Source organism: Paenibacillus sp. BIC5C1 (genome assembly GCF_032399705.1).
GTDB classification, from domain to species: Bacteria; Bacillota; Bacilli; order Paenibacillales; family Paenibacillaceae; genus Paenibacillus; species Paenibacillus taichungensis_A.
In genome coordinates, this window is record NZ_CP135922.1 from 6,421,673 (window position 1) to 6,448,181 (window position 26,509).

Annotated in this window: 22 protein-coding genes; 2 read left to right on the forward strand and 20 right to left on the reverse strand. The window is 48.9% G+C overall.

From position 1 onward, the window contains the following. Positions 1-123: 123 nt before the first annotated feature. The 11 genes from RS891_RS28870 to RS891_RS28920 form a co-directional block, all read right to left on the reverse strand. Positions 124-684 carry a manganese efflux pump MntP gene (locus tag RS891_RS28870; protein ID WP_113052908.1) on the reverse strand — a complete coding sequence of 187 codons (561 nt, stop codon included), beginning with the start codon at positions 682-684 and terminating at the stop codon, positions 124-126. A 173-nt stretch (positions 685-857) separates the two neighbouring features. Continuing rightward, positions 858-2,015 (reverse strand): L-threonylcarbamoyladenylate synthase, encoded by a 1,158-nt coding sequence (locus RS891_RS28875; protein WP_397386975.1) that lies wholly within the window; start codon positions 2,013-2,015, stop codon positions 858-860. A gap of 275 nt (positions 2,016-2,290) precedes the next feature. Next, positions 2,291-2,953, reverse strand: coding sequence for a stage II sporulation protein R (gene spoIIR, locus RS891_RS28880; protein ID WP_113052910.1), 663 nt, complete (start codon positions 2,951-2,953; stop codon positions 2,291-2,293). Between the two features lie 300 nt (positions 2,954-3,253). Continuing rightward, positions 3,254-4,813: a glycosyl hydrolase family 18 protein gene (locus RS891_RS28885; RefSeq protein WP_258530600.1), complete on the reverse strand. Its 1,560-nt coding sequence runs from the start codon at positions 4,811-4,813 to the stop codon at positions 3,254-3,256. Between the two features lie 756 nt (positions 4,814-5,569). Continuing rightward, positions 5,570-6,790, reverse strand: a complete 1,221-nt coding sequence (locus tag RS891_RS28890) for an FtsW/RodA/SpoVE family cell cycle protein (protein ID WP_315793825.1) — start codon at positions 6,788-6,790, stop codon at positions 5,570-5,572. A gap of 214 nt (positions 6,791-7,004) precedes the next feature. Further along, a complete protein-coding gene (locus RS891_RS28895; RefSeq protein WP_113052912.1) occupies positions 7,005-8,225 on the reverse strand; it encodes an FtsW/RodA/SpoVE family cell cycle protein in 1,221 nt (406 codons plus the stop codon). An 85-nt stretch (positions 8,226-8,310) separates the two neighbouring features. Next, complete coding sequence (gene prmC, locus RS891_RS28900) at positions 8,311-9,195, reverse strand: peptide chain release factor N(5)-glutamine methyltransferase (protein ID WP_113053329.1); 885 nt, start codon at positions 9,193-9,195, stop codon at positions 8,311-8,313. Between the two features lie 25 nt (positions 9,196-9,220). Further along, a complete protein-coding gene (gene prfA / locus RS891_RS28905; RefSeq protein ID WP_063566965.1) occupies positions 9,221-10,288 on the reverse strand; it encodes a peptide chain release factor 1 in 1,068 nt (355 codons plus the stop codon). Between the two features lie 382 nt (positions 10,289-10,670). After that, a complete protein-coding gene (locus RS891_RS28910) occupies positions 10,671-11,270 on the reverse strand; it encodes an SUKH-4 family immunity protein (RefSeq protein WP_315793826.1) in 600 nt (199 codons plus the stop codon). Between the two features lie 219 nt (positions 11,271-11,489). Continuing rightward, entirely contained in the window at positions 11,490-12,590 is a 1,101-nt protein-coding gene (ychF, locus tag RS891_RS28915) for a redox-regulated ATPase YchF (protein WP_062321666.1), read from the reverse strand. A 192-nt stretch (positions 12,591-12,782) separates the two neighbouring features. Further along, on the reverse strand, positions 12,783-13,253 hold the full coding sequence (locus tag RS891_RS28920; protein WP_315793827.1) for a GNAT family N-acetyltransferase: 471 nt from the start codon (positions 13,251-13,253) through the stop codon (positions 12,783-12,785). Positions 13,254-13,419: 166 nt separating this feature from the next. Here RS891_RS28920 and RS891_RS28925 point away from each other — a divergent pair, with 166 nt between their 5' ends. Then, positions 13,420-13,851 carry a hypothetical protein gene (locus RS891_RS28925; protein ID WP_113052916.1) on the forward strand — a complete coding sequence of 144 codons (432 nt, stop codon included), beginning with the start codon at positions 13,420-13,422 and terminating at the stop codon, positions 13,849-13,851. A 301-nt stretch (positions 13,852-14,152) separates the two neighbouring features. Here RS891_RS28925 and fni read toward each other — a convergent pair whose 3' ends face one another. The 9 genes from fni to RS891_RS28970 all read right to left on the reverse strand — a co-directional run bounded on the left by fni (position 14,153) and on the right by RS891_RS28970 (position 24,780). After that, entirely contained in the window at positions 14,153-15,220 is a 1,068-nt protein-coding gene (fni, locus tag RS891_RS28930) for a type 2 isopentenyl-diphosphate Delta-isomerase (RefSeq protein WP_315793828.1), read from the reverse strand. Between the two features lie 334 nt (positions 15,221-15,554). Next, positions 15,555-17,036, reverse strand: a complete 1,482-nt coding sequence (locus RS891_RS28935; RefSeq protein WP_315793829.1) for a phytoene desaturase family protein — start codon at positions 17,034-17,036, stop codon at positions 15,555-15,557. Next, a complete protein-coding gene (locus RS891_RS28940; protein ID WP_315793830.1) occupies positions 17,033-18,181 on the reverse strand; it encodes a glycosyltransferase family 2 protein in 1,149 nt (382 codons plus the stop codon). The genes RS891_RS28935 and RS891_RS28940 overlap by 4 nt, the downstream gene beginning before the upstream one ends. Positions 18,182-18,183: 2 nt before the next feature. After that, positions 18,184-18,942, reverse strand: a complete 759-nt coding sequence (locus RS891_RS28945; protein ID WP_315793831.1) for a lysophospholipid acyltransferase family protein — start codon at positions 18,940-18,942, stop codon at positions 18,184-18,186. Next, positions 18,911-19,678, reverse strand: coding sequence for a carotenoid biosynthesis protein (locus RS891_RS28950; RefSeq protein WP_315793832.1), 768 nt, complete (start codon positions 19,676-19,678; stop codon positions 18,911-18,913). Before RS891_RS28950 ends, RS891_RS28945 begins: the two co-directional genes overlap by 32 nt. Next, complete coding sequence (locus RS891_RS28955) at positions 19,678-20,550, reverse strand: phytoene/squalene synthase family protein (protein WP_113052922.1); 873 nt, start codon at positions 20,548-20,550, stop codon at positions 19,678-19,680. The genes RS891_RS28950 and RS891_RS28955 overlap by 1 nt, the downstream gene beginning before the upstream one ends. Then, a complete protein-coding gene (locus RS891_RS28960; RefSeq protein WP_315793833.1) occupies positions 20,547-22,010 on the reverse strand; it encodes a phytoene desaturase family protein in 1,464 nt (487 codons plus the stop codon). Before RS891_RS28960 ends, RS891_RS28955 begins: the two co-directional genes overlap by 4 nt. Beyond that, positions 22,007-23,557, reverse strand: coding sequence for a phytoene desaturase family protein (locus RS891_RS28965; RefSeq protein ID WP_315793834.1), 1,551 nt, complete (start codon positions 23,555-23,557; stop codon positions 22,007-22,009). Before RS891_RS28965 ends, RS891_RS28960 begins: the two co-directional genes overlap by 4 nt. A gap of 290 nt (positions 23,558-23,847) precedes the next feature. After that, positions 23,848-24,780: a MerR family transcriptional regulator gene (locus RS891_RS28970; RefSeq protein WP_113053330.1), complete on the reverse strand. Its 933-nt coding sequence runs from the start codon at positions 24,778-24,780 to the stop codon at positions 23,848-23,850. A 231-nt stretch (positions 24,781-25,011) separates the two neighbouring features. Between RS891_RS28970 and RS891_RS28975 the strand changes: the two genes are divergently transcribed. Further along, entirely contained in the window at positions 25,012-26,487 is a 1,476-nt protein-coding gene (locus RS891_RS28975) for a phospholipase D family protein (RefSeq protein WP_315793835.1), read from the forward strand. Positions 26,488-26,509 lie beyond the last annotated feature (22 nt).

Below are 26,509 nucleotides of genomic sequence, written 5' to 3' on the forward strand. Positions count from 1 at the left end.
GTTAGCCTCCCCATTTTGCAAATGTTGTCGAATCATGTTTGAAACACCATCTGAACCAATGATGAATCTCATAACTATATATTGAAGACTGCACTAGGCTGTAATCATGGTTAACGTCGTTTTTTAAAATATAAACAAAAGTCCAAAAGCGAGCAAGATCGCTCCGCCAACCGCTTCCCCGTAATCGCCCATATTTTGGCTCACACGCCGTCCCAACAACAGACCCATAACGGACATTATTCCACCACAGACACCAAAAGCCAGTACTGTTAACACCAAGTCACTGCTGAACATGCCGAGCGAGACTCCAACGGAAAACGAATCCACACTGACACTTAGTGAGAATAGAATCACACCGAGCAGAGATCGATGATCCACCAGTTTGGTGTCTCCCTCCCGGAAAGCGTTCAAAATCATATGGGCGCCGAGCAGGACCAGCAGACCGCCAGCTGCATACGTCGTAATGTCACCAAGCAGGGAACTGACGTATTTGCCCGTATACATACCGATGAGCGGCATGATGATGTGAAACAGGGCCGTTACGGTACTGATTCGCAATACGTCTCTCAGACGAATACCCTTCATGCCAATCCCGATGCCGAGTGAGAACGCGTCGAGTCCGAGAGCGACGGCCATAATCAAAATGGTTACCAACTGCCCTACATGGGCAGACACATCCCACATCCCCATACCCCCAAGTCACGTAAAGGTTCTTGTACACCATATGCGGACAAGGACATAAACATGACCTGAGAAGACTTTTTGCATTGCTGGCATTCAAAGAATGAATGGCTAGTCGTGGCTGGAGGGCAAGTGCCAGAGGGAAATATTCATAACGATATTATGGAAAAAGGGAGCTATCGGTCACCGACCTGAATGAGTCGGTGACCTGCCGCCTTGAGCAGCCGGTTCATAACGGCTGCTCCCAGCCCTTCGCGCGAGCAGGCTTCAGCCACAATATATGTGGCCCCCTGCTCATCGCAGCTGCGCAGCGCGGCGTACAGCCGGCGCGCTGCTTCTTCCAGCTCGCTGGCTTCGCCCAGCGAGAACACGGCATCGGCGCGGTACTGCTCCGCGTGCTCGGCGAACGCCAGAACCGCGGTGCGCTCCCCGCGCTGCGCCGCCTCTGCGAGGGCGGCGCTGATCCAGGCCGCCACCGCTGCGGGCGGCCCCTCCACCACGCACAGCGCACCTGTGGGCGCGTAGTGCGTGTACTTCATGCCCGGCGAGCGCGGCGCCGGGCTGTCATCGCCACCGGGCCCCTCGGCGAGCAGCGCCGGGTCCGTGGCGACACGGGCGGCAACGGCTGACAATTGTTCCGCCGTAATGCCGCCAGGGCGCAGGATGGTGACGGTACCGTCGTCACCGACCTGCACCACCGTGGACTCGACGCCCACCCCGGTGGGGCCGCCGTCCACGATGCCGCCGATGCGGCCTGCCAGATCCTCGCGCACATGTGCGGCGAGGGTCGGGCTTGGCCGCCCGGAGCGGTTGGCGCTCGGCGCGGCGACCGGGCATTCCGCCGCCGCGATCAACTGTAAGGCCACCGGATGATCCGGCATCCGCACGGCCACCGTGTCCAAACCGGCGGTAACCCGCGGTGACACCGCCCCTGGCCTAACCGGCAGCACAAGCGTAAGCGGCCCTGGCCAGAAGGCCGCCATCAGGGCCTCCGCTGTGCCATTCACTTCCGTGACCAGTGAATCCAACTGGTCACGCTGTGCAATATGAACAATCAGCGGATTGTCTGAAGGCCGCCCCTTGGCTGCAAATACAGCTTCCACCGCAGCTGTACTGCGAGCATCTGCACCCAGACCATATACCGTCTCGGTTGGGAAGGCCACGGTTTGTCCCTGACGAAGACAGGCTGCGGCATCCTCCAAGTCAGCGAGCGCCTGTTTATACACACTTTCTTTTGCCACATTATCCGTGTTCTCATCGGTTACCAGTACATTGACATCCCACATACTCGTAACCATTTCCTCTGTATTTTCACCGTTCTCCATACCTTTCATGGTAGACTGATGCAATTGCTCGTTCTCTCTCGTCATATATCCATCATTCCTAAACTTCAGTAAGGTAGTTAATGCAAGTCATCCCGCTTCCGAGATGCTTTCTTCGCTTATGTTTTCTGATTCCTGTAATTATAACATATCTGCTCTGCCCAAGGATGCGGTCTGAATCTTACCAGCGATTAACATCACATAGTTTTTGACTCGAACCCATAATAAAACAAAAGGGCACTTCCGTGAATCGAAGTCCCCTGATAAAGCTTATATCTAGCACCATATTATGCAAACAATCCCGATACCCAATCCCATAATTTGACCGCCATATCCCACAGGAAGAAACGTGCTTCCGGTGTAGCTGCCTGCACAGATGCTTGTTCGTCGCCAGGCTCAGCAGCTGCTGACGCTGTTGCTGTTGAAGGCTTCGCCAGTGCGTCACCTGTTCCTGCATCAATGAAACATAATGGTGGAAACAACACACACCACCAGTTTTGCCCTTCACCTTTCCCCAGTGTTATCCGCACTGCTTCATAATCTCCAGCAGGATATACGGTACCGCCATATAATTTGGTTGGAAACGGAACCACTCCAAGTTCCACCTGATATGAATAGGTTAACCCACGATTGGCAAGCTCTTCTCCTACACGGTCCTCGATTTCAGATAGATGCTGACGAATGACCCCACGCGCTTCATCCAGACTTTGCGGATTCTCCAGTTCGGTTACCCACTCATTCATTTGGGCAACGACGGCGTCACGAATCTCGCGTTTGACCAACTGATCTCCTGCTGCATCCGAGTTCGCGAGAATACGCAAGCGAATGGATTGTTCCGGAATCGCTGTGGCCGCCACAGCTGCATCCGTTTTCTGACCTTCCCACATCATAATAATCATCATAAGACATACAATTATAAGTCCAATTTGTTTCACGATTTTTCTGCTCATTCCGTTCTCCCCCTCGGCTCCCGTGATCATGATCCCTGTAACTCTCTCATGTCTATCAGTATGCCCGGAAGAGACAGAAGTAAACCTGCTAGATTACAAATCTACTAAAATTTTAATAGGCGGGTAATACTTCAAACGAAAGGACTATTATCCCTTTCATGAAACTGACGAAAAGCAAAGAAGCGCCTGCCTATGGAACACTTGTCGGCTGGCACTTCCTTGATAAATCTAAAACGCTAACCTACCATTATTGTTCCAATTAGCATGCTGCATAAACGCCCTTGCTTCTCGGCTTCTCGGTTATTTATTCACCCGGAAAGCTTCCCAAGCCCCGCCAACCGAATTGCGGCTCGCTACAAGCTTACCGCCGTTATTCAGATCACAGGTCACATACAGGTTATTGGCGAGAGCCTGCAACGCGATTGTTCCATCACCCAAATCTACACGATTGAACTTCTCCCATTGCTGAATAGTTGTGGCTTTTGCGATCAAGGCACCACCCAGATTAACATCTGCCGTGACATATTTATTATTGATTTTGGACTTGAGGGATACCGTCCCATCGGCGTTCGTGATCCATTCAAAAAGCTCCCAGTCTCCTGCCGTCGTCCGATTGGCGACAAGCTGGTCATTGCCTTGATTCTCGGCAGAGACGATTTGCTGATTGGCTTGAGCAACCAGATAGTTGTACCCACTTGGATTCGGAGGCTGCACCGTGCCCCCACCCATAACCTCTGAATATACGGCCTGAAGCAGCGCCCCTGAGCGGTCATTGCTGTACTCCCAGAACATGATGCCACCCAGATTGCTGTTTTTCACATATTGCACCTTCAGGCTGAGCGATTGTGGGTCATCATAGGAGATAAAGGTATTCCCATTAAACAGATAAGGAGCTTGGGCACTGCTGTCCCAGTACCGTGTATATCCGTTTTTATTCAAATATTGGCTGACAATAGTGTTGTAGTCGGGTTCAAAACCACCGGAACCAGGCCTGTCCAGACCATTGTTCGAATTCTGAACACCAGTCCAGGCCCGGCCATAAAAGGCTCCGCCAATGACCAGCTTGTTCGCGGGAACACCGCTATTTTTGAACAGATTAACCGCAGACGTTACACTAATATCTCTTCCGGACAGATTCGTATGATGACCTGTTGTTGCATCCCAGGTTCCATGAAAATCGTAAGTCATCAGATTGATCCAATCGAGCAGAGGCGTGATATTATTGATTTCCACACCGTTCAGATAACTGCTGCTCGCTCCGGCAGCAATGGTCAGCAGATATTGTTTGCCATTAATCTGTCCTTGAGCATTCAACTTCTCACGAACCTTCGAGAGCAGTTGTGTGAAGTTTTGTTTATCCTGCGGCCGTGCAGTTGTACCGGCGGCAGGGTTGGTTGGATATTCCCAATCCAGATCAACGCCATCCAGATTATTGGAGGTTACCAACTGCACAATGCTGTCCGCAAATGTTGTGCGTGAGGCGTCCGTTAGCGCAGCGTCTGAAAAACCGTTAGCTCCCCAACCACCAACAGACAATAACACCTTCAGGTCTGGGTTTCTGGATTTCAGTCCAACCATCAGTTGCAGTTTGGTACGATCTGAGTTTGTAATTGTTGCTTTGCCGTTGGATATGAGAGCGAAGGAATAATTGATATGAGAGAGCTGTTCTGCCTTGATATCATTCGCGGTCCAGTTGGCCCAACCAGCCACATAAGCAATAATTTTCTTTGGAAGAGGAGCTGCGTCAGCTTGTTTCGCTGGTCCGATGGCAAAAGTTGAAACGGTTAGTGCAAAAGATAAAAACAAGAGCATGAACACCTTTACAAATGAAGGGATCGTACCAACTCGATTTAGGTTCATCACATAACTCTCCTTTGGGGTTTTAATTTTGGAATTCAGCAGCAGCCTCACATTTTGGTTAGCAGGAGGATCACGCCCTGTACTCCCTACTGCTTGTCTCGTTAATGCCGCTGAAAGACTATGTTTGTTAATCCACATCGCCTTTTCACCCTTTCTGTTTCAATTAAACTCGAATTTAAGGAAGCGTTTACAATAAAATGTAATCGATTTCATTTATAGGGAAAGGAATCTGGGCCGCTGAAATTCATGGATGGAATAAATAGATTCGCAGAAAAAAGTAGGATAACTCAAAAAGGATCATAGTACGTTGAGCTGAAGGACAATGGGATATCAGAGGATCTTGGAAGCTGAACAATTTTGATAATCTAGGGAAGAGTACACCAGCGAATTACGGTTACTTTCATCATTGGCATGACTGGGTGTATGGATGAGGAGTAGGTATATAACCCACAATTTCAAAGTATTGATTAATGTCTAACGTGTAGAGTGTAAGTAGGCGGGTAAGTTACTGATATAATCTAGTTAAAATTAGGATAATACAGAATTGAAATATTTGTCAATAAAAATTAAATTTGTAATTCTTCTGAAGTTGAACATGTACATACCCTTAAAACAAAAAAAGATCTTCACCTGACTGCTGCAGGCAAAGATCAGACTAGCACACAAATCATCTACTGCTCCATAACCTACTTCAACACCCTTCTGAATGGGAAGATGCATGTCCCCGACAGAGTTGAATCATACCAAAGTTTAAGATTACGCTGTTGTCTTTTCCTTTTTGACCATACTCCATAAACGTTCCAGCAAGGTAGGTCGTTGTTCTCCCATAAGAAGCTCATCCTCGTCTTCCTGACCATACAATTTAATGCTCATCACCAGCCCGATACATGCCATATTAATGAGCAACGAGGTGCCTCCATAGCTGATAAACGGCAGCGTAATGCCCGTAAGCGGCATCAGCCCGAGGAAAGCGCCAATATTTTCAAACACCTGATATAACAGCATGCCGATAATACCCACAATCACAACAGGTCCTGCCCGGTCTCTACAGTGTAAAGCGATTAACACCATGCGATGAATGAGGATAAAATACAGCAAGAGCAGCACAGAACCGCCTACAAAACCAAACTCCTCGGCAATAACCACAAAAATGGAATCCGAATATGTATACGGTACACGCCCCGATTGAACGGATGTGCCTTGCATGTAACCTTTGCCTGTTATACCTCCCGAGCCTATGGCAAGACCCGCATTTTTTGTATGCCAGGAGGCCTTCGACGTTGCTTTATCCGGTACAAGCCAGGGGTCAATCCGCTCGGCCCAGTGCTCCCGGTTCGCCTTTTCCAGAAAGGTGAAAATCTCATCGTGATACGACGTATATGCTTTGACGAATCCAAAAAAGGTGATCCCCACAATAACAAGCGCAATTAATGCATGAGACCACTTGATATTCCCTATCCATAACACAGCGACCAGAATCACGATGTATCCGAGGGCGTTGCCCAGGTCATTCTGAATCATTACGAGTGCAAAGGGAACAAACGTCCATAAACCAATGGGCACGATGTCTTTCCAGAAATGAAGCGTAGAATTTTTTCTTTTGACCAATACATGCGCCAGAAACAGAATCAAGATCATTTTAAACAATTCTGCCGGTTGAAAAGAAAGATAATCATTAATCTTTATCCAGCCATTCGCATTATTGATCGTGCCCCCTATAAAATTAACAAGAATCAACAGGACAATCCCGAACCCGTAAATATAAAACGCATATTGAATATACAGTTTATAATTAACCAATCCAATACCAATGAGGGCTACGAATCCAATCCCGTAAAACTGCAAGGTTTTGATATGATGATTGCCCAATTTCGGATCGGACTGAATCGCACTGTACACCGTAAATACACTCATGACCATAAGCAGCAGCAACACAAACAGAATAACCCCGTCCATCTTCTTCAGCATTCTCAGCATGTTCCTACGAATCCTCCTGAGGCTCAATAACCCAATAATTATTTCCAGCAGTCTTTAATATTACCATTGTATAGAATTGGAAGACAAATTGGAAATCCGCCAAACAAAACAACAAAAAAAACCTGAAACCCACAGATCATCTTGCTCCGATCTGTTGATTTCAGGGTTGGCTTATATCGTATTCACTTGCAAAGAGACTGTCCTAGGGTCAAAACTATTGCTCCTGCTGTGTTGATTTGCGTCTAAATAGTTTCAATACCAGTTCCGTAATGCTTGGCTGTTCTGCTGAACCGAGAATATCCTCGTTCTCTTCTGTATGCACTTTGATACTCATCACAAGTCCCATACTAAGCATGTTGAGAACAAGCGAGGTTCCCCCGAAACTGATAAACGGCAGTGTAATGCCTGTCAGCGGCATGAGACCAATGAACGGACCAATGTTGACAAAGATCTGGTAGAGCAGCATCGCTATAATACCGACAATCAGATATGGCCCTGCCCTGTCCTTACATTCCAGTGCAATCAGCACCAGCCTGTGAATCAAGATAAAGTAGAGCAGCAGCAGCACCGATGCCCCAACAAAACCAAATTCTTCACCAATCTGCACAAAGATCGAGTCCGCGTAGGCCAGCGGCACCCGATTCGACTGAATCGTGGTACCTTCCATGTATCCTTTACCGCTAATCCCTCCAGAACCTATAGCCAACTTGGCATTGTAGGTCTGCCAGAGCACGTCCCTTGACGTCTGATCCGGCACAAGCCAGGGGTCGAAACGATCTGCCCAGTGAGAGCGACCAATGTCCTTCAGAAATTTTACAATTTCATCATGATAATGAATGTAGGCTTGTGTCCCACCGATCAAAGCGGCCACCGCTATGACAAAACCGATCAGGGCATGCGTAAATTTGATATTGCCTATCCAGAGAAGCCCTACCAGGATAACGACATAACTCAACGCATTCCCCAAGTCATTTTGAAGCAAGACTAGCAGCAACGGGGGAAGCACACAGAGTGAGATCGGGATGACATCTCGTCCAAAAAACAACGGCCTGTTTTTCTTCCTGGCCAGAAGCGCTGACAGGAAGACAATCAGACATAGTTTGAACAGCTCGGCAGGCTGCAAGCTCAGGCCAAATATGGATAACCATCCTTGAGCCCCGTAGTACTCCTGACCGATAAACATGACCAGGATAAGCAAAATCATGCCTACCGCGTAGATGTATAGATAATTTTTAATAATCACTTTGTAGTTGATCATGGACATCCCGAAAAAAACGATAAAACCTATAATGTAAAATATTACGGCTCTTTTGGGGAAGGCTTCCCATTTCGGTCTGCCGAAGGTAGTACTGTAGATCGACAAGATACTGATGACCATCAGAATGAGCAATATAAAAACAATCGAATAGTCTATTTTTTTGAATTTATGCAGCATGTAGTTATGTTCCTCCAAGCATTCAGCAGTCTTCGGTATATCTCATTGTAGAGGATTTCACGGCAAAAAGAAAACCCGCAGAACCTTACATTTTCGTCACCTGTTCCGAAGTACGAACACCCAGTACATGCCGTTCAATGCCTGCAAGGTCCGGCACGACGATAATTTCCGGCCAATATCCGGCTGATTCAAGCAGAGCTGCGATGTCCCCGGCCTGTCCCTGCCCCAGCTCAAAACCGATGATCTGCGGCGGTGCAGGCAGCAGCGCCAGCTGCTCCAGCATGATGCGGTACGGCCCAAGCCCATCCGGGCCGCCGTCCAGTGCCGTGCGCGGCTCATGATCGCGCACCTCAGGCTGCAACCCGGCGATATCTGCCGCCGGGATGTAAGGCGGGTTGGACACCAGGATGTCCACCCGCGCCCCAGCGAACGGGGCCAATAGATCGCCTTCACGGAAGTCGATCTGTACCCCGTTCGCGGCCGCGTTCCGCGCGGCCACTTGCAGGGCAGCCGCCGAGATATCTCCGGCGCCTACCTGCCAGTGCGGGCGCTGCGAAGCCATCGTCACTGCGATGGCGCCGCTGCCCGTGCCAATGTCGACGGCGAGCGGAGCGCCGCCGGGAAACACGCGGTCGGCTTCGCGCAGCACAGCCTCGACCAGCAGCTCGGTCTCCGGCCGCGGAATCAGTACGGCCGGCGTGACCTCGAACGGCAGCCCATAGAATTCCTGGCTGCCGATAATGTACTGCGCCGGCTCACCCGCAGCCTTGCGCGTGACGGCGTCTTCCCAGCGGCTGCGAAGCTCGCTGGGAAAGGGCTCCGGCTGCATCATATAGTACGCGGCCCCTTCGCGGCCGAGTACATGTTCCAGCAGCAGCCGGGCATTGTTGTGCGGCTCGTACACGCCGCACTTCTCCAAAAAAGAGGAAGCCTCCACGAAGGCTTCCCGACAACTCTGTTCCGGCGTCATGACAAACTGCGCGCGGGTCACAGCATTATTCTCCTCTATCCATCATATCCGTCTGCTCGGCAATCGTCAGCGCAGACACGATATCAGCAATCTCACCATTCATGATTTGATCCAGCTTGTGCATCGTCAAACCGATCCGGTGATCCGTAACACGGCTTTGTGGGAAATTATAAGTACGAATCCGCTCACTGCGGTCGCCTGTACCCACTTTGCTCTTCCGTTCACTCGAAATTTTCGCTTCTTCTTCCTGACGCATCATATCGAAGATACGCGTACGCAGAACCTGTAGTGCTTTTTCCTTATTCGAGTTCTGGGATTTACCATCCTGACAAGTAGCCACAATTCCCGTTGGAACGTGAGTTACCCGTACAGCCGATTTCGTGGTATTAACCGATTGTCCACCGGCACCACTGGAACAGAACGTATCTACACGGATATCTTTATCATGGATTTCGATATCGAAATCTTCGGCTTCAGGCATAACTGCTACTGTGGAAGTAGACGTATGAATTCGGCCGCCCGATTCCGTTGTAGGAATACGTTGCACACGGTGTGCGCCACTTTCGTATTTCATTTTGCTGTAAGCGCCGCGTCCATTAATGAGGAATACAACCTCTTTGAATCCGCCCAGATCATTGGTGTTAACGTCCATCAGTTCGACGCGCCAGCCTTGGGTATCAGCATAACGTGTATACATCCGATAGAGATCCGCTGCAAACAGCGCCGCTTCATCCCCACCAGCTGCTCCGCGAATTTCAACGATGACGTTTTTATCATCATTCGGGTCTTTGGGCAGCATGAGAACACGAATCAGATCGTCCAGTTCTTTCTGGCGAGTGCTCAGTTCATCAATTTCCATTTTGACCATTTCACGCATCTCGTCATCCAGCTTCTCGCCCTGCATTTCTTTGGCAGCTTCGAGATCCTGGCTTACTTGTTTGTACTCATTGTACGCTTCATAGGTAGGCTGCAGATCCGATTGTTCTTTGGAATATTCCCGCAGCTTCTTGTTGTCACTTGCTACATCCGGGTCACACAGCAGCTCGCTGAGTTTCTCGTAACGGTCGGCTAACGCCTGTAATTTATCAAACATGTATAGTCACCTCACGCGTTATTTTCGTTCCAGCATTTCAACATTCATTCGATTCCGATAGGCATTCATTCATGCATCATCAGATCATTTATATTTCACAAGGCACGGGGTTCTCAGAAATCCCTGACCGTAACATTCATTTTATGATCGACGTATAACATCGCTACAACGTCATCAAATCCTTTACTTTTAAGTTATATAAAAGAAATCGCGTACCCGGTATCAACCCGCTTCAACTCATTAAGCCGAGCGTGAAATTCAACATAGGTATACGACTCTTAATTATAGCATATTCTTATGTTTCTGAATAGCAACTGTTTGCGGATCCTGCATCCAAATTTTGATTTACTTATTCTAAGCAACCAAATTAATTGGCAAAGGACTATAAGAGCTCATCCTCCAGCTGCTCAAGCACAACACTCCACCACGCCTCCTCATTCAAGACACTCATTGGGTCCTTTTCCGCAAACGAGAAACGGAGCTGCTTTAGCACTTGTTCCCTCGCGGATTGAGAAGAAGATTGTTGTGGAGGCATAATCTCACCCCGCCGAAAAGCAGCCAGCTTCGCCTGTGCTTGCTCGAGCGTCATCATAGTTGGCTCGCAGCTCTCCGAATTCTCATTAATAAATGCAGCACACCTTTGCAGAAACTCGATAAATAGGCTCAGATTGGAGTTAATCAGGCTGTACTGTCCCGTTTGCACATCCACCCTGTAGAGCGTACCCACATCCGTCTCGAGTCCCAATATAGCTGACGTCTCCTCATACTCATAGCCAATAGGAAGTAACGTTTTCCGATCATCCAGAGTCCGTATTAGGCCTTGTTCTGTCAGAGGTTTAAAATGTATACCGAACAAATCCTCATCATTCAGGCGGAACTGTGGCAAGCCGAATCTCAATAATAGTTCCTCCGTATCCTCAGGCAAACGAGCTGTTTGCACAAGCGTTTGATTATATCGAACGTACTTCGACTGTTTCTCCAACTTGCCACCTCCCATGAGTCTTCTTCCTTTTATTATATCCAGAGCGAGTAAACAATCCAGTAGGATGTACAGGAGATACAGACAATTTTATAGTTGGATACCTTAAGCTTTTTGAAGAATATTCTGCGATATGTAAAAAGCCCTGCCATCTTCAAAAGAAGACGACAGAGCTGCTATACTCATATATTCAAGTATGTTTTCTTATCTGGATTGTCGATATTAAACGTTGAAGCGGAAGTGCATAACATCGCCGTCGTTGACAACGTACTCTTTACCTTCAAGACGAAGTTGTCCACGTTCTTTCGCACCGTTCATGGAGCCGGCAGCAACCAGATCGTCGTAGGAAACAACCTCTGCACGGATGAATCCGCGCTCGAAGTCGGTGTGAATGACACCCGCTGCGCCAGGTGCTTTGGTACCCTTACGGATTGTCCACGCACGAACTTCCTGTACGCCTGCTGTGAAGTACGTGTACAGACCCAGCAATTTGTAAGCAGCTTTGATCAACAGGTTCAGACCGGAATCCTCGATACCAAGCTCTTCCAGGAACATTTGTTTATCTTCGCCTTCAAGCTCCGAGATCTCTTCTTCAACCTTGGCACTGATCGGTACCACTTCTGCATTTTCAGCAGCTGCGAATTCTCTTACTTTTTGCACATAAGCATTGTTCGCCACATCACCGATTTCGTCCTCAGCTACATTGGCTGCGTACAAAACAGGCTTCAGGGTAAGCAAGTGCAGATCGCGCACGATCAGACGCTCTTCATCTGTAAGCTCCATGCTGCGTGCTGGCTTGTCTTCGTACAGAACTGCCTTCACTTTCTCCAGTACTTCCACTTCCTGAGCAGCTGACTTGTTGCCGCCCTTCATGTTTTTCTTGGAGCGATCGATTTTTTTCTCGACACTCTCGATGTCGGCCAGGATCAACTCCAGATTAATCGTTTGGATGTCGCTTACCGGATCAATTTTGCCATCGACGTGTGTGATGTTCTCGTCTACAAAGCAGCGTACCACGTGTACAATTGCGTCTACTTCACGAATGTGGGCAAGGAACTTGTTACCAAGACCTTCGCCTTTGCTCGCACCGCGAACAAGACCTGCAATATCTACAAATTCAAACGCCGTTGGTACCGTTTTTTTCGGTACAACGAGTTCTGTCAATTTGTCCAAACGCTCATCCGGTACTTCAACGATCCCCACGTTCGGGTCAATCGTACAGAACGGATAGTTTGCCGATTCGGCACCAGCTTGTGTAATTGCGTTAAACAGTGTGGATTTACCAACGTTAGGCAGGCCCACGATTCCAGCTTTCAAAGCCATGTATATGACAACTCCTCATTGATTACTTGTTCGGTATGGATAATCCTATACATTATATATGACAAACCCCAAGGCATCAAGGAACTTCGCCAATTCGACCAGAGTACTATCCACTTCCCGAAATCCCCGGTTACTGCGGATGATTCGTTTTCCGTAGATCATACGTTTGACTTAGATTATCCGTGTTTAGGTTTACCCTTTGATTTCCTTGTACATGGTTAGATCGGTTACCTCATACCCCATCTTGCGATACAGGCTGCTTGCCCGCACATTATGTCCAAACACATGCAGACCAATGCGATCTACGCCAAGACTCAAGGCTTCCCTTTCAAGTGCCTCCATCGTCTCTGTACCATAACCCTTGCCCCGATAGGCTTCTTCGACCACAATATCCAGCAAAAAAGCGTCTTTGCCACGGCGGTTATCCGTAATGTTAAACCAGATATAACCCACATTCCCGTCCACGGCATGTACCAGATTATAGAGGTAAGCACCCGGTGTATTCAGCCCTTCAGGCAAATATTTGTCGTAGGATGCCTCCGCAAGTCCCTGCGCCTCTTCCGCAGCCCAAGTACCCGCCTCCACTTTCTCTTCTGCAAAATCTTTAATCGAGCAAACACGGAAACTTGCATATTCTTCTTGATTCATTGGGATCAGTTCCATTGGTTTCCCTCCTAGTTCGAGTGTTCTATGTATGATCTTTTTGCACTCTATAGTATTGTATCTTTTTATACCATGGTCTGCATGGTGCAATTCCAGCCAAGTAATATACAACTTTTGGTTACCTCACTCTGTTTATATGTATATGAAAGAAAGGAGCAGACTACTTGTGAATACGCGTCGTCCCTTTTCAAAAAGGAAAATAATCATCCTATCTGCACTGATTCTCTTCATTGGATTAGTTATTTCTATGGGTTACCAGGCGTTGGAACCCTTTAGACATTTAAGGATTACGATTTATAATCAGTCCGACTATGATCTTTCAAATATCACAGCACGCGTGAGTAGCGGCATTGACTCGTCCAAGACAAACAATGAGGGTAAGATATACACCTTCAAGAAAGGTGTACCCAGGGGTGAACAAGTGAAGTTCGCTCCACAGCTGCGACTCTCCGGAGAAGGATCCATCTATCTGGAGTTTACGGACAGCCGTGGTGAAACCTATAACAAGACGGTTTGCGGTTATACCGAATACTTGTCTGGCAACTCCTATGTGACGGTAACCAACGAAAAGATAACTGTGAAAGAAGAATGTATGTAGCCCTTCTCTCTCTCGTCAAACAAAAAAAAGAGGCTCCCCAATACGCCAAGACCTGATGGGGTGCCTCTAATACGTTATAGCTATCAACTTGTAACGAATCACACACGTGCTATTAGATCCTAATTGCACAGATTCAGCGGGGTAACGAACCACAGACGCTTTATTCCTTCATTTCGCATGTCCCACCATACGTTTTACAGGAATAGCATGTCTACGGTTCGTTAGCCTATTCATCCCAAGCAAATTCACATAATAAGGTGCATCCGGTTCGTTAGCTCAGCTCACATATACAAATTCAAATTTATCGCCGCTCCACCAGACGTGGCGTCTGCTTCAAATCCGCAATCCGGCCTGCGCCAATGCCAAACATGACCGTACGCAGCTCGAATTCAACCTGCTCCAACCGCTCATTCAGCGCATCATCGGAAGCAACTGCGGATTCGAGCAGAGATCGTCCAAATCCAGCGAGATCTGCACCGAGCGCAAGGGCTTTGGCCGCATCAACGCCTGTGTACAGTCCACCGCTGCCAATCAAGGCACCCGCAGGATTTACCGCTCTGACTTCCTGAATACACTCCGCTGTCGGAATGCCCCAGTCTGCAAAAGCTTCTGCTGCTGCACGACGTACCGGATTCGAATTCCGGAACTTCTCGACCTGCACCCAGCTCGTGCCGCCTGCTCCAGCCACATCGATAAAAGCCACACCTGCTTCGTACATTCGCTGTGCTGTTACTCCATCAATACCAAAACCCACTTCTTTCACGCCAACAGGCACATCCAATAGACGGCACAGCTCCTCGATCCGATGAAGTAGTCCGCTAAAATTCGTATTTCCTTCGGGCTGGAAAATCTCTTGCAAGCTGTTCAAATGCAGCACCAGCATATCTGCCCCAGCAATCTCAACGGCCCGCTGGAAATCAGCAGTGTTGAAGCCGTAATTCAGCTGAACCGCGCCAAGGTTCGCAATGACCGGAATATCCGGTGCCCAGCGCCGCACATCAAAGGTCGTTGCCAGCTCGGGCTGTTCCACGGCAGCCCGGATCGATCCTACGCCGAGTGCCCAGCCTCGGGCGTTCGCCACACGGGCTAGCCGCTCATTGATGGCGCCCGTCGTTTTGCTTCCACCCGTCATCGAACTGATGAGCAGGGGTGTGCGCACCTTTTTTCCAATAAACGAAGTCTCCAGACGTACCTCTTCAAAATTCAATTCAGGTAACGGGTTATGACGAAAAGCATACCGCTCCATTCCGCTGGTTACCCCTTCTCCTGCAACATTCTCTTCAAGACAGAGGCGCACATGCTCCAGCTTCCGTTCCCCCGTAGCCACCTCGGGAAGCAGCCGTTCACCGGCTCGCTCTTGTTCATTCATGATGAGACCTCCTTATGTGAGAATAGTGCTGATGGACAGGATAAGTTGCCAGTTCCGGTTAAGTTCCGTTCAGGAATTTGCCCGATGCAGCAGAGAGATTCTCAGAAATATTAATTCTTATTATGTAACGTACAAACTGTATGATTTGGATCTATATTATAAATGATATTCACACTCAACGCGTCAACTCTACCAGTATAACGTTCCGGCCCAGCAATGGAAAGGGTGCCCCGAAACCCAACAATTACTTGAATTTCGAGGTCTATTTTATATTTGGTACACAGAGATTTGGAGGTTGGGCTAGTCATTCTGTTAGATGAATTTCTTCTATAACTTACGTTACGATTTCCGATGCAAGCTGCGCTCCAACAAGTTGCCCGGACAATGTCACAATCGGTGTTCCGCCTCCCGGATGCGTCGTTCCACCCACGTACCACAGCCCTTGTACATCCTTGCTTTTGTTGCCGGGACGCATGAAGGTCTGCTTCACGGAGTTGGACGAGATGCCGTAGATCGACCCTTGATGGGCGAGTGTATCCCGTTCTATATGTTGAGGTGTGTACCGGATCAGCACATCCGACTGCTTCAATCCCGTAATGCCCCGCTCGGCCAGCTTATCCAACACCAATTCACCGTATCGGTCCATCTGCTCATCCCAATGCCAGGAGTCCGACAAATACGGAGCATTCACCAGAATGAACAGATTGCTGGCTCCCGCTGGAGCCATACCCGCTTCCGAATAACCGGAATAACAGATGTAGATCGTGGGATCGGCAGGCATTTTTCGTTCACGGAAAATATGGTCAAACTCCGGTTCATACCATTCTGGGAAAAAGACGGTATGGTGCAGCAGGGATTCATACTGTCTCCGCACACCAGCCAGTGTCACGAATCCCGAAATCGACGGCTCATACTTGCGAATTCGCTCATCGCTCATCTGTTTGCGATATTCTGGCGCGAGCAGTAGCCGATTGATGCTCAGCACATCTCCATTCGCAACGACCTGATCGGCTTCCCGGAAGCCCTGATCCGTATCCACACCTGCCACTTTACCATGTCTGATAACAATTTGCCGGACTTCGATGCCGGTAACGATCTGCACCCCTTTTTCCTGTGCAAGCCGTGTCATTGCTTCTATTAGTTGATAGGTTCCACCCTTGACGCCATATATGCCCTCTTCTGCTTCCACATGACCCATCATGGCAAAGATTGAAGGCGCCTGATATGGGGATGATCCAACATAGGTCGCGTACCGACCGAACATCGCGAGGGTATGAGGGTGATGGAAATAAGAACGCAGCAGCTTATCCAACTTCACTGTAGGCCTTACCCGCAGCAGACTGCGCAGCATTCGAAGATTATATTTATCCTTGGGCGACAACAGCAGCTTTCCCAGAAAATGACGATTGGCTTCCGCATACAGCGCAGAAGACTCATCCATAAATGCATCATAACGGGCCGCATCCTCCGGGCTGTAGGCAGCAATCTGCTCCTTCATCCTCTCTCGATTGCCCGACAAATCGACCACGGTACCATCTGCAAAACTATTACGTGTACGTGGTTCCAGCTCATATAGCTGCACGTAATCTTCCATCTCCACACCTGCGTGATCGAAGACCGAACGGAAGCTTGCGGGCATCGTGATCGTACTTGGCCCCCGGTCAAAATGATATCCATCTTGCTCGATCTGCTGCAGCTTTCCACCGACCCGCTCCTGCCGCTCCAGAATGGTGACCCGTACGCCCTGTGAAGCTAGCCGAATGGCACACGATAGCCCTCCAAATCCTGCACCGATAATAATGACTTTACCCTTCAACTGTACCGCCTACCTTTCCATACATACCCCTTGCCGGAACGACCTGCCTGCCAAGAAGCTATGCCGATCGCAATGACACAGGCCATACTAATCGGCTGCAGGAAAGCAAGCCACCAGGGCTGTCCTCCAGCGTGATCCGATACCCTTTTGACTGCCATTCCGAGCACGGTTCCCGTAAGACCATAGATGATGGACGTAGCATTGCCCGTCAACAAACCGATAACCAGACCGAGTGGAGGCACAATATACATCAGTGTATACATCAGCATCGTGCCTAACAGCAGCACATCTTTGCGCCCCATGCCTTCGTACATATTTTTCTTATACCCATTCCACACTTCTGCACCATTCTGGTACATTCGTGTATTCGTCACATCATGAACATCGGCCAACATAACGGGATGTCCCGCACGCTTAACCGCCTTCGCCAGACTCATGTCATCGACTAGATCAGCCTGGATTGCAGCATGTCCACCCGAGGCCTTATAACTGGAACGGTGAATGAGCAAAAACGCCCCTGTAGCGGCTACAAACATCGGATTAGATGATCTGCGTATCATGAAAATGGGGAGATGGCTGATGATGGTGAATTTCATCATGGGTACAACGAGCTTTTCCATCCAGGTCTTCGTCACCTGATAGGGGAATCCTGTTACGAGACCGCCGCCCTGCTCACACCCCGCAGCAATGGTCTGCCGTATGGCTGCAGGTTCCAAGCGCACATCGGCATCCACGAACATAAACCATTCACCCTTGGCCTCCTGCACCAGTCGGTGACAGGCATGAGATTTCCCCATCCAACCTGCGGGAAGCTCCACACCATGCAGCAAGCGCACACGTGGATTATGATCGGCAATCGACTGAACTATGGCTGCGGTCTCATCTTCCGAACGATCATCCAGCACCAGTACTTCCATCTGGAATCCGGTTGTATCGCTGGAAAGAACACTTTTCAGACATCCTTGAATGTGCAGTTTCTCGTTGCGGGCAGGAATCAACACAGAGACCAGAATATCCTTTTCTTTCAATTTATCTGTGTTGAAAGAACGCACTTTGGGCAGACAGGAGACATTCCATATTGCAAACATCAACTGTACGCCCAATACACAAGTCAGTATGATCCAACCTATTTCAGATGCACTCATCGCTAACGGTTCACCCGCTTTCGCGCCGCATCGTATTTTTCACTCGTAGAACGCACGTGACGGATCAGTGGAAAAGCGCCCGGTAAACCGCCCTGCCCAATGCGTACCAGTTCTGATTTGTGGTCATTCAACTGCTGCTCCAGCACCCTGCTCAAACTGGTCGCAATCTCTTCGCTCTTCCTTGTCTTCCAATCTTGTATCACAGGCGCACCCACCTGCATCGATATTTCCGGCAAATCATGCTGCACCATGCCATGACACAAAGTCACAGGTACAGCTACGGCGCGTGGGGAGCGGCGAAGCAATAAACCAATGCCTGGACGAAACTCGATTGGCCTGGCATCCTGATGCAGAATTTCCCCTTGGGGAAAGATCCAGACCCTTTTGCCGGAGTGAAGCAGCTCAGTTGTATATTGCAAGGAGGTTCGTATGCTGGATGCATTCTCCTTGTTGATTGAATACGCGCCAAGTTTACGGAAAAAGGCATATTGTCGCAGCTGCTCTTCTTCCATCATGACATAATGATCGCCTCGGGAAGTCTGCTGTGATGCATGATAGAGCAGTAGACCATCCCACCAGGAGCTGTGGTTCATGAAATAGATGACCGGTTGATCCGGTTCCATGGGTGAACCCGTATTCGGTAGCAGCGGGTCCAATGAACCTGATAATGTAAACGAGCGAAAACGTCTCCGCAGCAAATAATAATGATTGTATAAGGAAAAAATCCGGTTAAACGGTTTTGATTTTACGGCGTGAATCATATAGCCAGCTCCCCTCAGTAAGAAGCACACCTACAATAGCAATGATGAAGCTGCCCGTAATTCCTTCTTTGAGAGCTAACAACCCAAACAAAAGAATAAACAGCTGATACAACCATTTCGCACGCAGCAATGAGCTTCGATCTGAAGGCATTGCCGGAAGGAACAAAGAGAGGAACGCTCCCATCACAAACCAGCTTATGTAATTGGTCCAGGGCACACCGTAGAATCCGCCCGGAGCTTGCCATTGCCAGAATCCTCTGGCATGCGCAACCGGGTCCAGCACCAGATCGAGCACGATGGCCCAAAATCCAGTCTTAAACGCCCGGATCAGCTTGCCGGTCCAGGTCGAACCACCGCCACTGAGCAGAGCCGAGTTACCGACCACGGCAATCCAGGCAAAGCCTAATGTAACAGGTACACTGAACAGGTGGATTCCGAAGAAGTCCGAATACGAATACTCGCCAAAGGGCCAGTGTGTATGCACGCCGACCCATTCTACCCCCATGCCGCCCAGCCATATAATAAAGGAAACCAGCCAGAGTTCAGGTTTCATCCAGATGACTGACTGGTCGGACAACCCTGTCCGTTTCCGTCCTTGATATATCAGATCCAGCACATACAGTGCATAGAAGATTAGAAACAATCCGTTGGAGAAGGAAAGTACATCCGGAACACCGATCGTCAGCATCAGTACCGCTCCGATAATATACCACGCCCAGTACAGGCCCTGAACCATCAGGATACCGCCGTGCGGGAGGCTTGGTAAGCCAACATTGGATAACGTTTCACAATGGCACCCAGCATCTCCAGTTTCAGTTCATCACTAACAAATGCACGCTTCGTATACACATCATAGTCGTTGCGCTCGACCGCATGCAGAATAGTCGAATAAAAGGCTGCTGCCAGCTCAATCGCAAATGCACTTTCGGTTGGGTACGTATCCAGACGGTCCATACCGATACGGAACCAGCCCAGCGCAGCTGCTTTTAATTCATGAATAATGGCCATAAACCTTTCGTCAACAACACCATTGGCCCAATCCTGTTCGGAATATCCATGCTTCTCCATCAACTCCAGCGGAACATAGCGGCGGGCTCTTGCCCGGTCTTCGCCCACATCACGGATAATATTGACGATCTGCATACCTTTGCCCAGTGCAATGCCATTCATCGCAACGTCTGTACCGTCATCATCCCGCAATACAGGCAACAGCATCTCGCCTACGGTTCCGGCAACCAGATAACAATACTGCTCCAGTTCCTCCATCGTTGTATAATGCGTGACTTTAAGATCGGTTAATTGTCCGTCCATTTGACGGAAGAAAGGCCCCTTGTCCAAATGAGGGAAGCTTATAAACAGCCATCGTAATGCCGGCCAGATAAAATGTCCTTCCGCTTCTTCCAGTTGATTGAACAGATTGCGGATGTCATGAATCGTATAAGGCGATTGCTCCGGCTCATCCACACTGTCATCGATCATGCGGCAAAAGGCATAGATAACATACACGGCCTCGCGCCGTGGGCTGGGCAGACCTCGGAAGGCTTGATAAAAAGATGACGAGCCCTTTTGCATTAATTCCTCACACTTGTTCAAAATCGCTTCATTCATGTTTCCATCTCCTTCGTCAGTAAATTCACTGCCATCCGCGCACTCTGCATCACAATCGGAACCCCGCCTCCCGGATGTACAGAAGCTCCAGCCGCATACAGTCCCCGGATTGCCGGAAACGGCTTCGGTTGCGGACGATATACACCTGATTGAAACAGCACAGGTGCGATGCCAAAGCTGCCGCCGCCATACAGACCGTCACACTCAGCGTCGGCGGGAGTACGTAATTTTTGCCACTTGATCGCTTCACGGAGTCCCGGAAATGCGCGTTGTTCCGCTTCTTCCAGTACACGCTCTGCCAGCGCCTCGCTCTCCCGAGGCCAGTCGACACCATCGGCATCCGGCACAGGAATGAGGAAGTACAACACACTCTGGCCTGGCGGAGCTGCCGTCTCATCCAATGCGGCCGGATTGAATACATAAAAAGAGGACTTCGCCGGAATGCGGCGCTGATCGAACACTTCCCGCAAACTACCGTCCAGACTTGGAGGCAGGAAAAACTGATGCGTTGTTGCATCATCCCACGTTTTGTCTACACCCGCATAAATCAACACACATCCCGATGAGGGGCGATATGCCTTTCGCTTTCGTGAAGCATTAGGCGTCTGACCAAGCAGACCCGACAGATGGGGGAAATCTCCATTGTAGATAACTGCATCCACATTTTCTGCGCCTGCGGGGGTTTCTATACCTTCGCATACACCATTTTTAATATTCAGTCCCGTCACTTCGGTGTTTAAAACGATGCGACCACCACGTGATATCAGTTCCTGTTCCAATATGGCAGGTAATGCCGCATAGCCACCTTTCACCATCCAGATACCGTATTCATGTTCTGCATAAGGAAGCAGGGAATAAATACCCGGCGTACCGAAAGGAGATCCTCCAATATAGAGACTTTGCAGCGAATATGCATCCAATAGTTCCTCATGCTGAAAATAATCGCCTACAGCCTTCCGTACACTTTTGTGCGCGCGTAATCGGCCCATCAAGGACATCAGAGACGGAGTGAAGAAGTCCCTTTTTCGCGGAAAAGCCCGTTCCAGAAAAGCAGCCCGTCCCGCCGGAAAGAGCGTGTCCATATCTTTCATAAATTTCGAAAATCCCTGACTTTCTCCAGGGAAGAGACGTTCAATCTCTTCGGCCTGCTGTTCACGTGCCGTCATCTTGGTCATCACACGACCACTGCTATAATGCACCCTGTACAATGGATCACAACGCAGCAGCTCAATCTTCGAACGATCCACCCCCGCTTCCTCCAAAATGCCAAGCAGCATCTCAGGCAGAAGTACGATGGTCGGGCCTTGATCGATCCGATAGTCCCCTTCCTGTTCGTAGCCGATACGACCACCAACTCTGGAACCCCGTTCATATACGGTTACATCCCAACCCTGTCGATTCAGCAGCAACGCTGAAGTCAGTCCGCCAATACCTGCACCTACGATGGCTGCCCGTTTCATGAATGGCCTCCTGCTTCCGCCGTTTTCACATACGAGGATGGTTTCGAGCGCTTGCGAGCATCCTCTTCCTGGATCAGTTTCACGCTGATTCGAGCTGATTCAAAGATGGTTGGCAATCCACTGCCCGGATGCGTTCCGCCACCCACCAGCCACACCCTTTTCAACTCTTCAAACTGGTTATGCGGCCGCAGATACATCATCTGCCCAAGATTATGAGCCATATTAAATGTTGCTCCGCGGTACACGTCGAGTTCATTTTGCCAATCCAGCGGTGTAAACATCATGGATTCTTCAATACGACTGCGGATGTCTGACAACTCAGGAATCGATTCCAACCGCTTCATCATGGCCTCCCGCACATTCTCCCGTTCGACCTCCCAATCGATGTCTCCGGTAAGGTTCGGCGTAGGCATGAGAACATATAATGCAGATTTCCCTTCCGGTGCGAGCGTCGAATCGAGTCTGGAAGGGTTATGAATATAGAGGGACGGATCCGCAGACAGCACTTTATGCTTCGTAATTTCGTCGACGTTCAGTCGATAGTCCTCGGGAAAATAGATGGAATGATGCGGTAAATCCACTTCACCGTCCACACCCAGATACAGCATGGCTGTGGAGCAAGAGAATTTTTTACGCTTCATTTTCTCCGGTGTATATTTCTTAAGTACGCCTGGTTCAAACAGATGGTTCACGGCATGCGCAAAGTCCGCATTAACAACGACATGATCTGCTTCAATGCGTTCGCCATTTTCTAGCAATACGCCTTCTGCACGACCATTGCGAACAATGACCTGTTTGACCGGACAGGATGTATGTATTCGTCCTCCATATTCTTCAACGACATCAGCCATGGCTTGAAATACGCGATTGACACCGCCAGTAGGATGAAACAAACCATAGTTGTGCTCAATGAACGACAGAATCGTAAACGTACCCGGGCAATCCCATGCAGACATGCCAAGGTATTTGGATTGAAACGTGAATGCCCAGCGCAAGCGCTCATCCGTGAAATAGCGGGACAGAATGCCATAGACCGTATTGTTAATATCGAGTTTTGGCAGAGCTGTCATGGCATCTCTTCGCAAATAATCTGCCAGCTTGCCGAAAGGCCTGCGCAGCAAAGGCATAACTTTGCCAAACTTCACTTCCTCTTCCTGCATGAATCGAAGGTAATTGTCCTCGTTGCCGGGGAAAAGCTCCTTGATCTGTGCGGCTGTATCTTCACGGTTACGGGAAGGTGTAAACACCTTGTCGCCAAAATTTAGGGCATACAGCGGAGTCAGCTCTTTCATCTCCACATAGTCGGATAATTGGCGTCCCACAACATCAAACATCTCTTCAATCAACTGCGGCATCATCAAAAACGTTGCACCCCGGTCGAACCGATATTCGCCCAGCTCCAGTCTGGAAGAACGTCCCCCGATGACTGGCTGTTTCTCATATACATCTACTTCGTACCCCTGGCCGGACAATAACATCGCTGCTGCAAGTCCACCCGGACCTGCACCAATGACTGCTGCACGTTTACGCTGCTGATTCGGTATCATGCCACTCACCTTTCCTATGTTAAGAACTATCTCTAGTACTATAGTCTCTAACCTATTATTAAACCGGCCTTGAACTGTTCAAGCGGGTAAACGCAAAAACATTATACAAATGTAGTACAAATATTATACGACCTATTAAATCAAAAAATGACCCGCTGGTCAAATTCTCTATTAAGATATTTTAGAAAGCAAAAAAAACACCCTTCGCGCTCTTGCGTCAAAGGATGTCCTGTATACCTAAAGCTATACATGTTATTTTAAAAATACATTTTCAAAAAGACACGAATCAGTTATCTTCGCCCAGGCGATGGTTCAACAAAATACTCACGTTCCATCCACGATTGCCAATCCGCTGAATTTCCGGGCATAATCCACTGCGGGTAACGTGCGTTCTCTGCACGCTCATAGCCCTTCCCTCCAAGTACAAAGCGCATATCAGGGAACTCGTCCAAAATTCGTCCTATGAGTTGATCACACCGTTCAAGCAGTTCTGAACTGGTAACCGAAAGACAAACTAACCGAATTTTCTGCTCCCGGATAATTGGATAAATTCCTTCTTCGGGTGTGTCGGCTCCGAGATAGAGCACTTCAGCACCATTTTTACGCATAAACAGGGAGAACAACAATAAACCTACCTGATGATGCTCCCCTTCCGGGCACAAGGCTAGAACTTTGGGCAGATGCGGATAGATCGGGAACAGATGGAAAAACTGATAAAAGCGCTGTGAGATCAATTGAGTCATAAAATGCTCTTGAGCGACCGAGGCCCTACCCTGCTCCCACGCATCCCCAACACGAACGAGAATAGGCACCAGCACATGATAAAACATGGAATCATATCCGTACATGGTGAAGCCAAAATCAATCAAACCATTGGCCCGTTCGCCCTGAAAGTTGTATAACGAGTCGTAGATCTGATCGGCTATACGTACATATGCTTCTTCCATCGTGGGTACTGGTGGGGTAAATGACGTAGGCACTGCAGCAGCTTCCTGTGATCTGGTTTTGTTCACCTTCAGCATGCGTACTGCTTCCGAAATATTGGTCTGGTGCTGCTCCACCTGCTCTTTTAACCAGCGCAGATCTGCAACATTCTCTTCCGTGTACAAGCGATAACCCGATTCCGTCCGCTCAGGGGTGACCGCACTGTACCGATTCTCCCAAGCCCGGAGCGTTACCGTCGGAATACCCAGCATGGCAGCGACTTGTTTGATGGAATACACCTTATTACCTACTTTCTTTCCTGAAATAGCCGGACTTTCATAGGTTAAACGAATCCTTATCCCGTCCTTGTCAGGTATATGAAAATCCGAACATTCCACAAAAATAATACACTCATTATACACAACGCTCATATGCATGTCGATTGAATCGATCGAATTGGTTTTGCACTGCGTCAATGTTGTCATCCGGGTGGTAATAGAAGTCAGCAAGTTCAGAAAGGGGAGTTATTGTTGTTTTCTTATCGCCGCCAGACATCAGACCGCAAGTCTTCACGCGGCAAATTTCCATACATACGAACATGTCTCGTATTACTGGTCCTATGGCTCATCGCCGTCATGCTCTACCAGACCTATAAACCTTTACCAGGCGGCGTTTCCTATGAAAGTCCTGAATACCGTGTGGATCAGGTGCAATTTCTGCATGATCTGACTTATCCCTCTGCTGACGGACAGATGGAGCATGAACAGCAGATCTTCCAGCGCATGCAACAGATCGTTGAAGACGCGGAACAGTTCGTCGTCGTTGATATGTTCTTATTCAATAACTACCAGCACAAAGGTCAGCAATTCCCACCCATAAGCACAGAGTTCACAGAAACACTGGTTGCCAAAAAGCTTCAGAAACCGGATATGGATATCTGGTTCATTACCGATGAAGTGAACACCAACTACAACTCTGCACCCAACCCGTTACTGGAACAGATGAGACAGGCCGGGATTCACGTGGTCATTACAGATGTGGACCCTTTACGCGATTCCACTCCCGTGTACTCCGCGGTCTGGCGAACCTTCTTTCAATGGTTTGGTCAATCCGGGAAGGGATGGATTCCGAACCTGATGGCAACCGACGGACCGGATGTCACAGTACGTTCCTACCTTAAGTTGCTCAATGTAAAAGCAAATCATCGTAAAGTGGTGGTCAGTGAGAAGACGGCTATTGTGTCCTCAGGCAACATTCATGATGCCAGTGCCTACCATTCAAACATCGCTTTTGAAATAACCGGACCGATCATCGGAGATATCCTTGAGTCGGAACAGGCTGTGCTGAATTTCTCAGGCGGGGGAAAACTTCCTTCCTATACAGCTCCCTCCACAGATCCGAATAAGGGCGATTTGCGAATTCGTTATCTAACCGAGGGCAAAGTGAATGAGGCAGTGCTCCATGAGATCAATCAATCGTCAAAAGGTGACACCTTGTGGATGGGCATGTTCTACATCGCTTCCCCCAAAGTATTGGACGCCCTGCTCGAAGCCTCGAAACGGGGAACCGAGATTAGGCTTGTACTCGACCCGAACGAAAATGCTTTTGGTCAGGAGAAAACTGGCATTCCCAATCGTCCTGTAGCTGCCGAGTTACATGATAAATCGGATGGCAAAATCCAAATTCGCTGGTATAACACAACCAAGGAACAATATCATACCAAGATGATGTACATCGCCAAAGCCACCGGGGATCATATCGTTCTTGGAGGATCGACCAACTTCACCCCCAGAAACATGAATGATTATAATCTGGAAAATGACCTCTGGGTTGCTGCCCCACCAGACAACTCATTCACTCATGATGTCGCGAATTATTTTGACCGGATATGGAATAATGAAGATGCCGAGTTCACACTGAACCTGGATGAATTCCAAGAAAAGACTACATTTTTGAAAGAAATCGTATATAAGCTGCAGCTGATTTTGGGATTAACGACCTTCTAATTGAAGATGAAATCTCAAGCAT

Coding starts and splice junctions, on each gene's coding strand:
- RS891_RS28950 (WP_315793832.1), bottom strand. CDS start 19,678: ATGGTTCAGGGCCTGTACTGGGCGTGGTATATTATCGGAGCGGTACTG.
- ychF (WP_062321666.1), bottom strand. CDS start 12,590: ATGGCTTTGAAAGCTGGAATCGTGGGCCTGCCTAACGTTGGTAAATCC.
- RS891_RS28885 (WP_258530600.1), bottom strand. CDS start 4,813: ATGAACCTAAATCGAGTTGGTACGATCCCTTCATTTGTAAAGGTGTTC.
- RS891_RS28875 (WP_397386975.1), bottom strand. CDS start 2,015: ATGAAAGGTATGGAGAACGGTGAAAATACAGAGGAAATGGTTACGAGT.
- RS891_RS28870 (WP_113052908.1), bottom strand. CDS start 684: ATGTGGGATGTGTCTGCCCATGTAGGGCAGTTGGTAACCATTTTGATT.
- RS891_RS28940 (WP_315793830.1), bottom strand. CDS start 18,181: ATGAGTGCATCTGAAATAGGTTGGATCATACTGACTTGTGTATTGGGC.
- RS891_RS28895 (WP_113052912.1), bottom strand. CDS start 8,225: ATGCTGCATAAATTCAAAAAAATAGACTATTCGATTGTTTTTATATTG.
- prmC (WP_113053329.1), bottom strand. CDS start 9,195: ATGACGCCGGAACAGAGTTGTCGGGAAGCCTTCGTGGAGGCTTCCTCT.
- prfA (WP_063566965.1), bottom strand. CDS start 10,288: ATGTTTGATAAATTACAGGCGTTAGCCGACCGTTACGAGAAACTCAGC.
- spoIIR (WP_113052910.1), bottom strand. CDS start 2,953: ATGAGCAGAAAAATCGTGAAACAAATTGGACTTATAATTGTATGTCTT.
- RS891_RS28960 (WP_315793833.1), bottom strand. CDS start 22,010: ATGAAACGGGCAGCCATCGTAGGTGCAGGTATTGGCGGACTGACTTCA.
- RS891_RS28965 (WP_315793834.1), bottom strand. CDS start 23,557: ATGATACCGAATCAGCAGCGTAAACGTGCAGCAGTCATTGGTGCAGGT.
- RS891_RS28920 (WP_315793827.1), bottom strand. CDS start 13,253: ATGGAACTGATCCCAATGAATCAAGAAGAATATGCAAGTTTCCGTGTT.
- RS891_RS28955 (WP_113052922.1), bottom strand. CDS start 20,550: ATGAATGAAGCGATTTTGAACAAGTGTGAGGAATTAATGCAAAAGGGC.
- fni (WP_315793828.1), bottom strand. CDS start 15,220: ATGAATGAACAAGAGCGAGCCGGTGAACGGCTGCTTCCCGAGGTGGCT.
- RS891_RS28945 (WP_315793831.1), bottom strand. CDS start 18,942: ATGATTCACGCCGTAAAATCAAAACCGTTTAACCGGATTTTTTCCTTA.
- RS891_RS28890 (WP_315793825.1), bottom strand. CDS start 6,790: ATGCTGAGAATGCTGAAGAAGATGGACGGGGTTATTCTGTTTGTGTTG.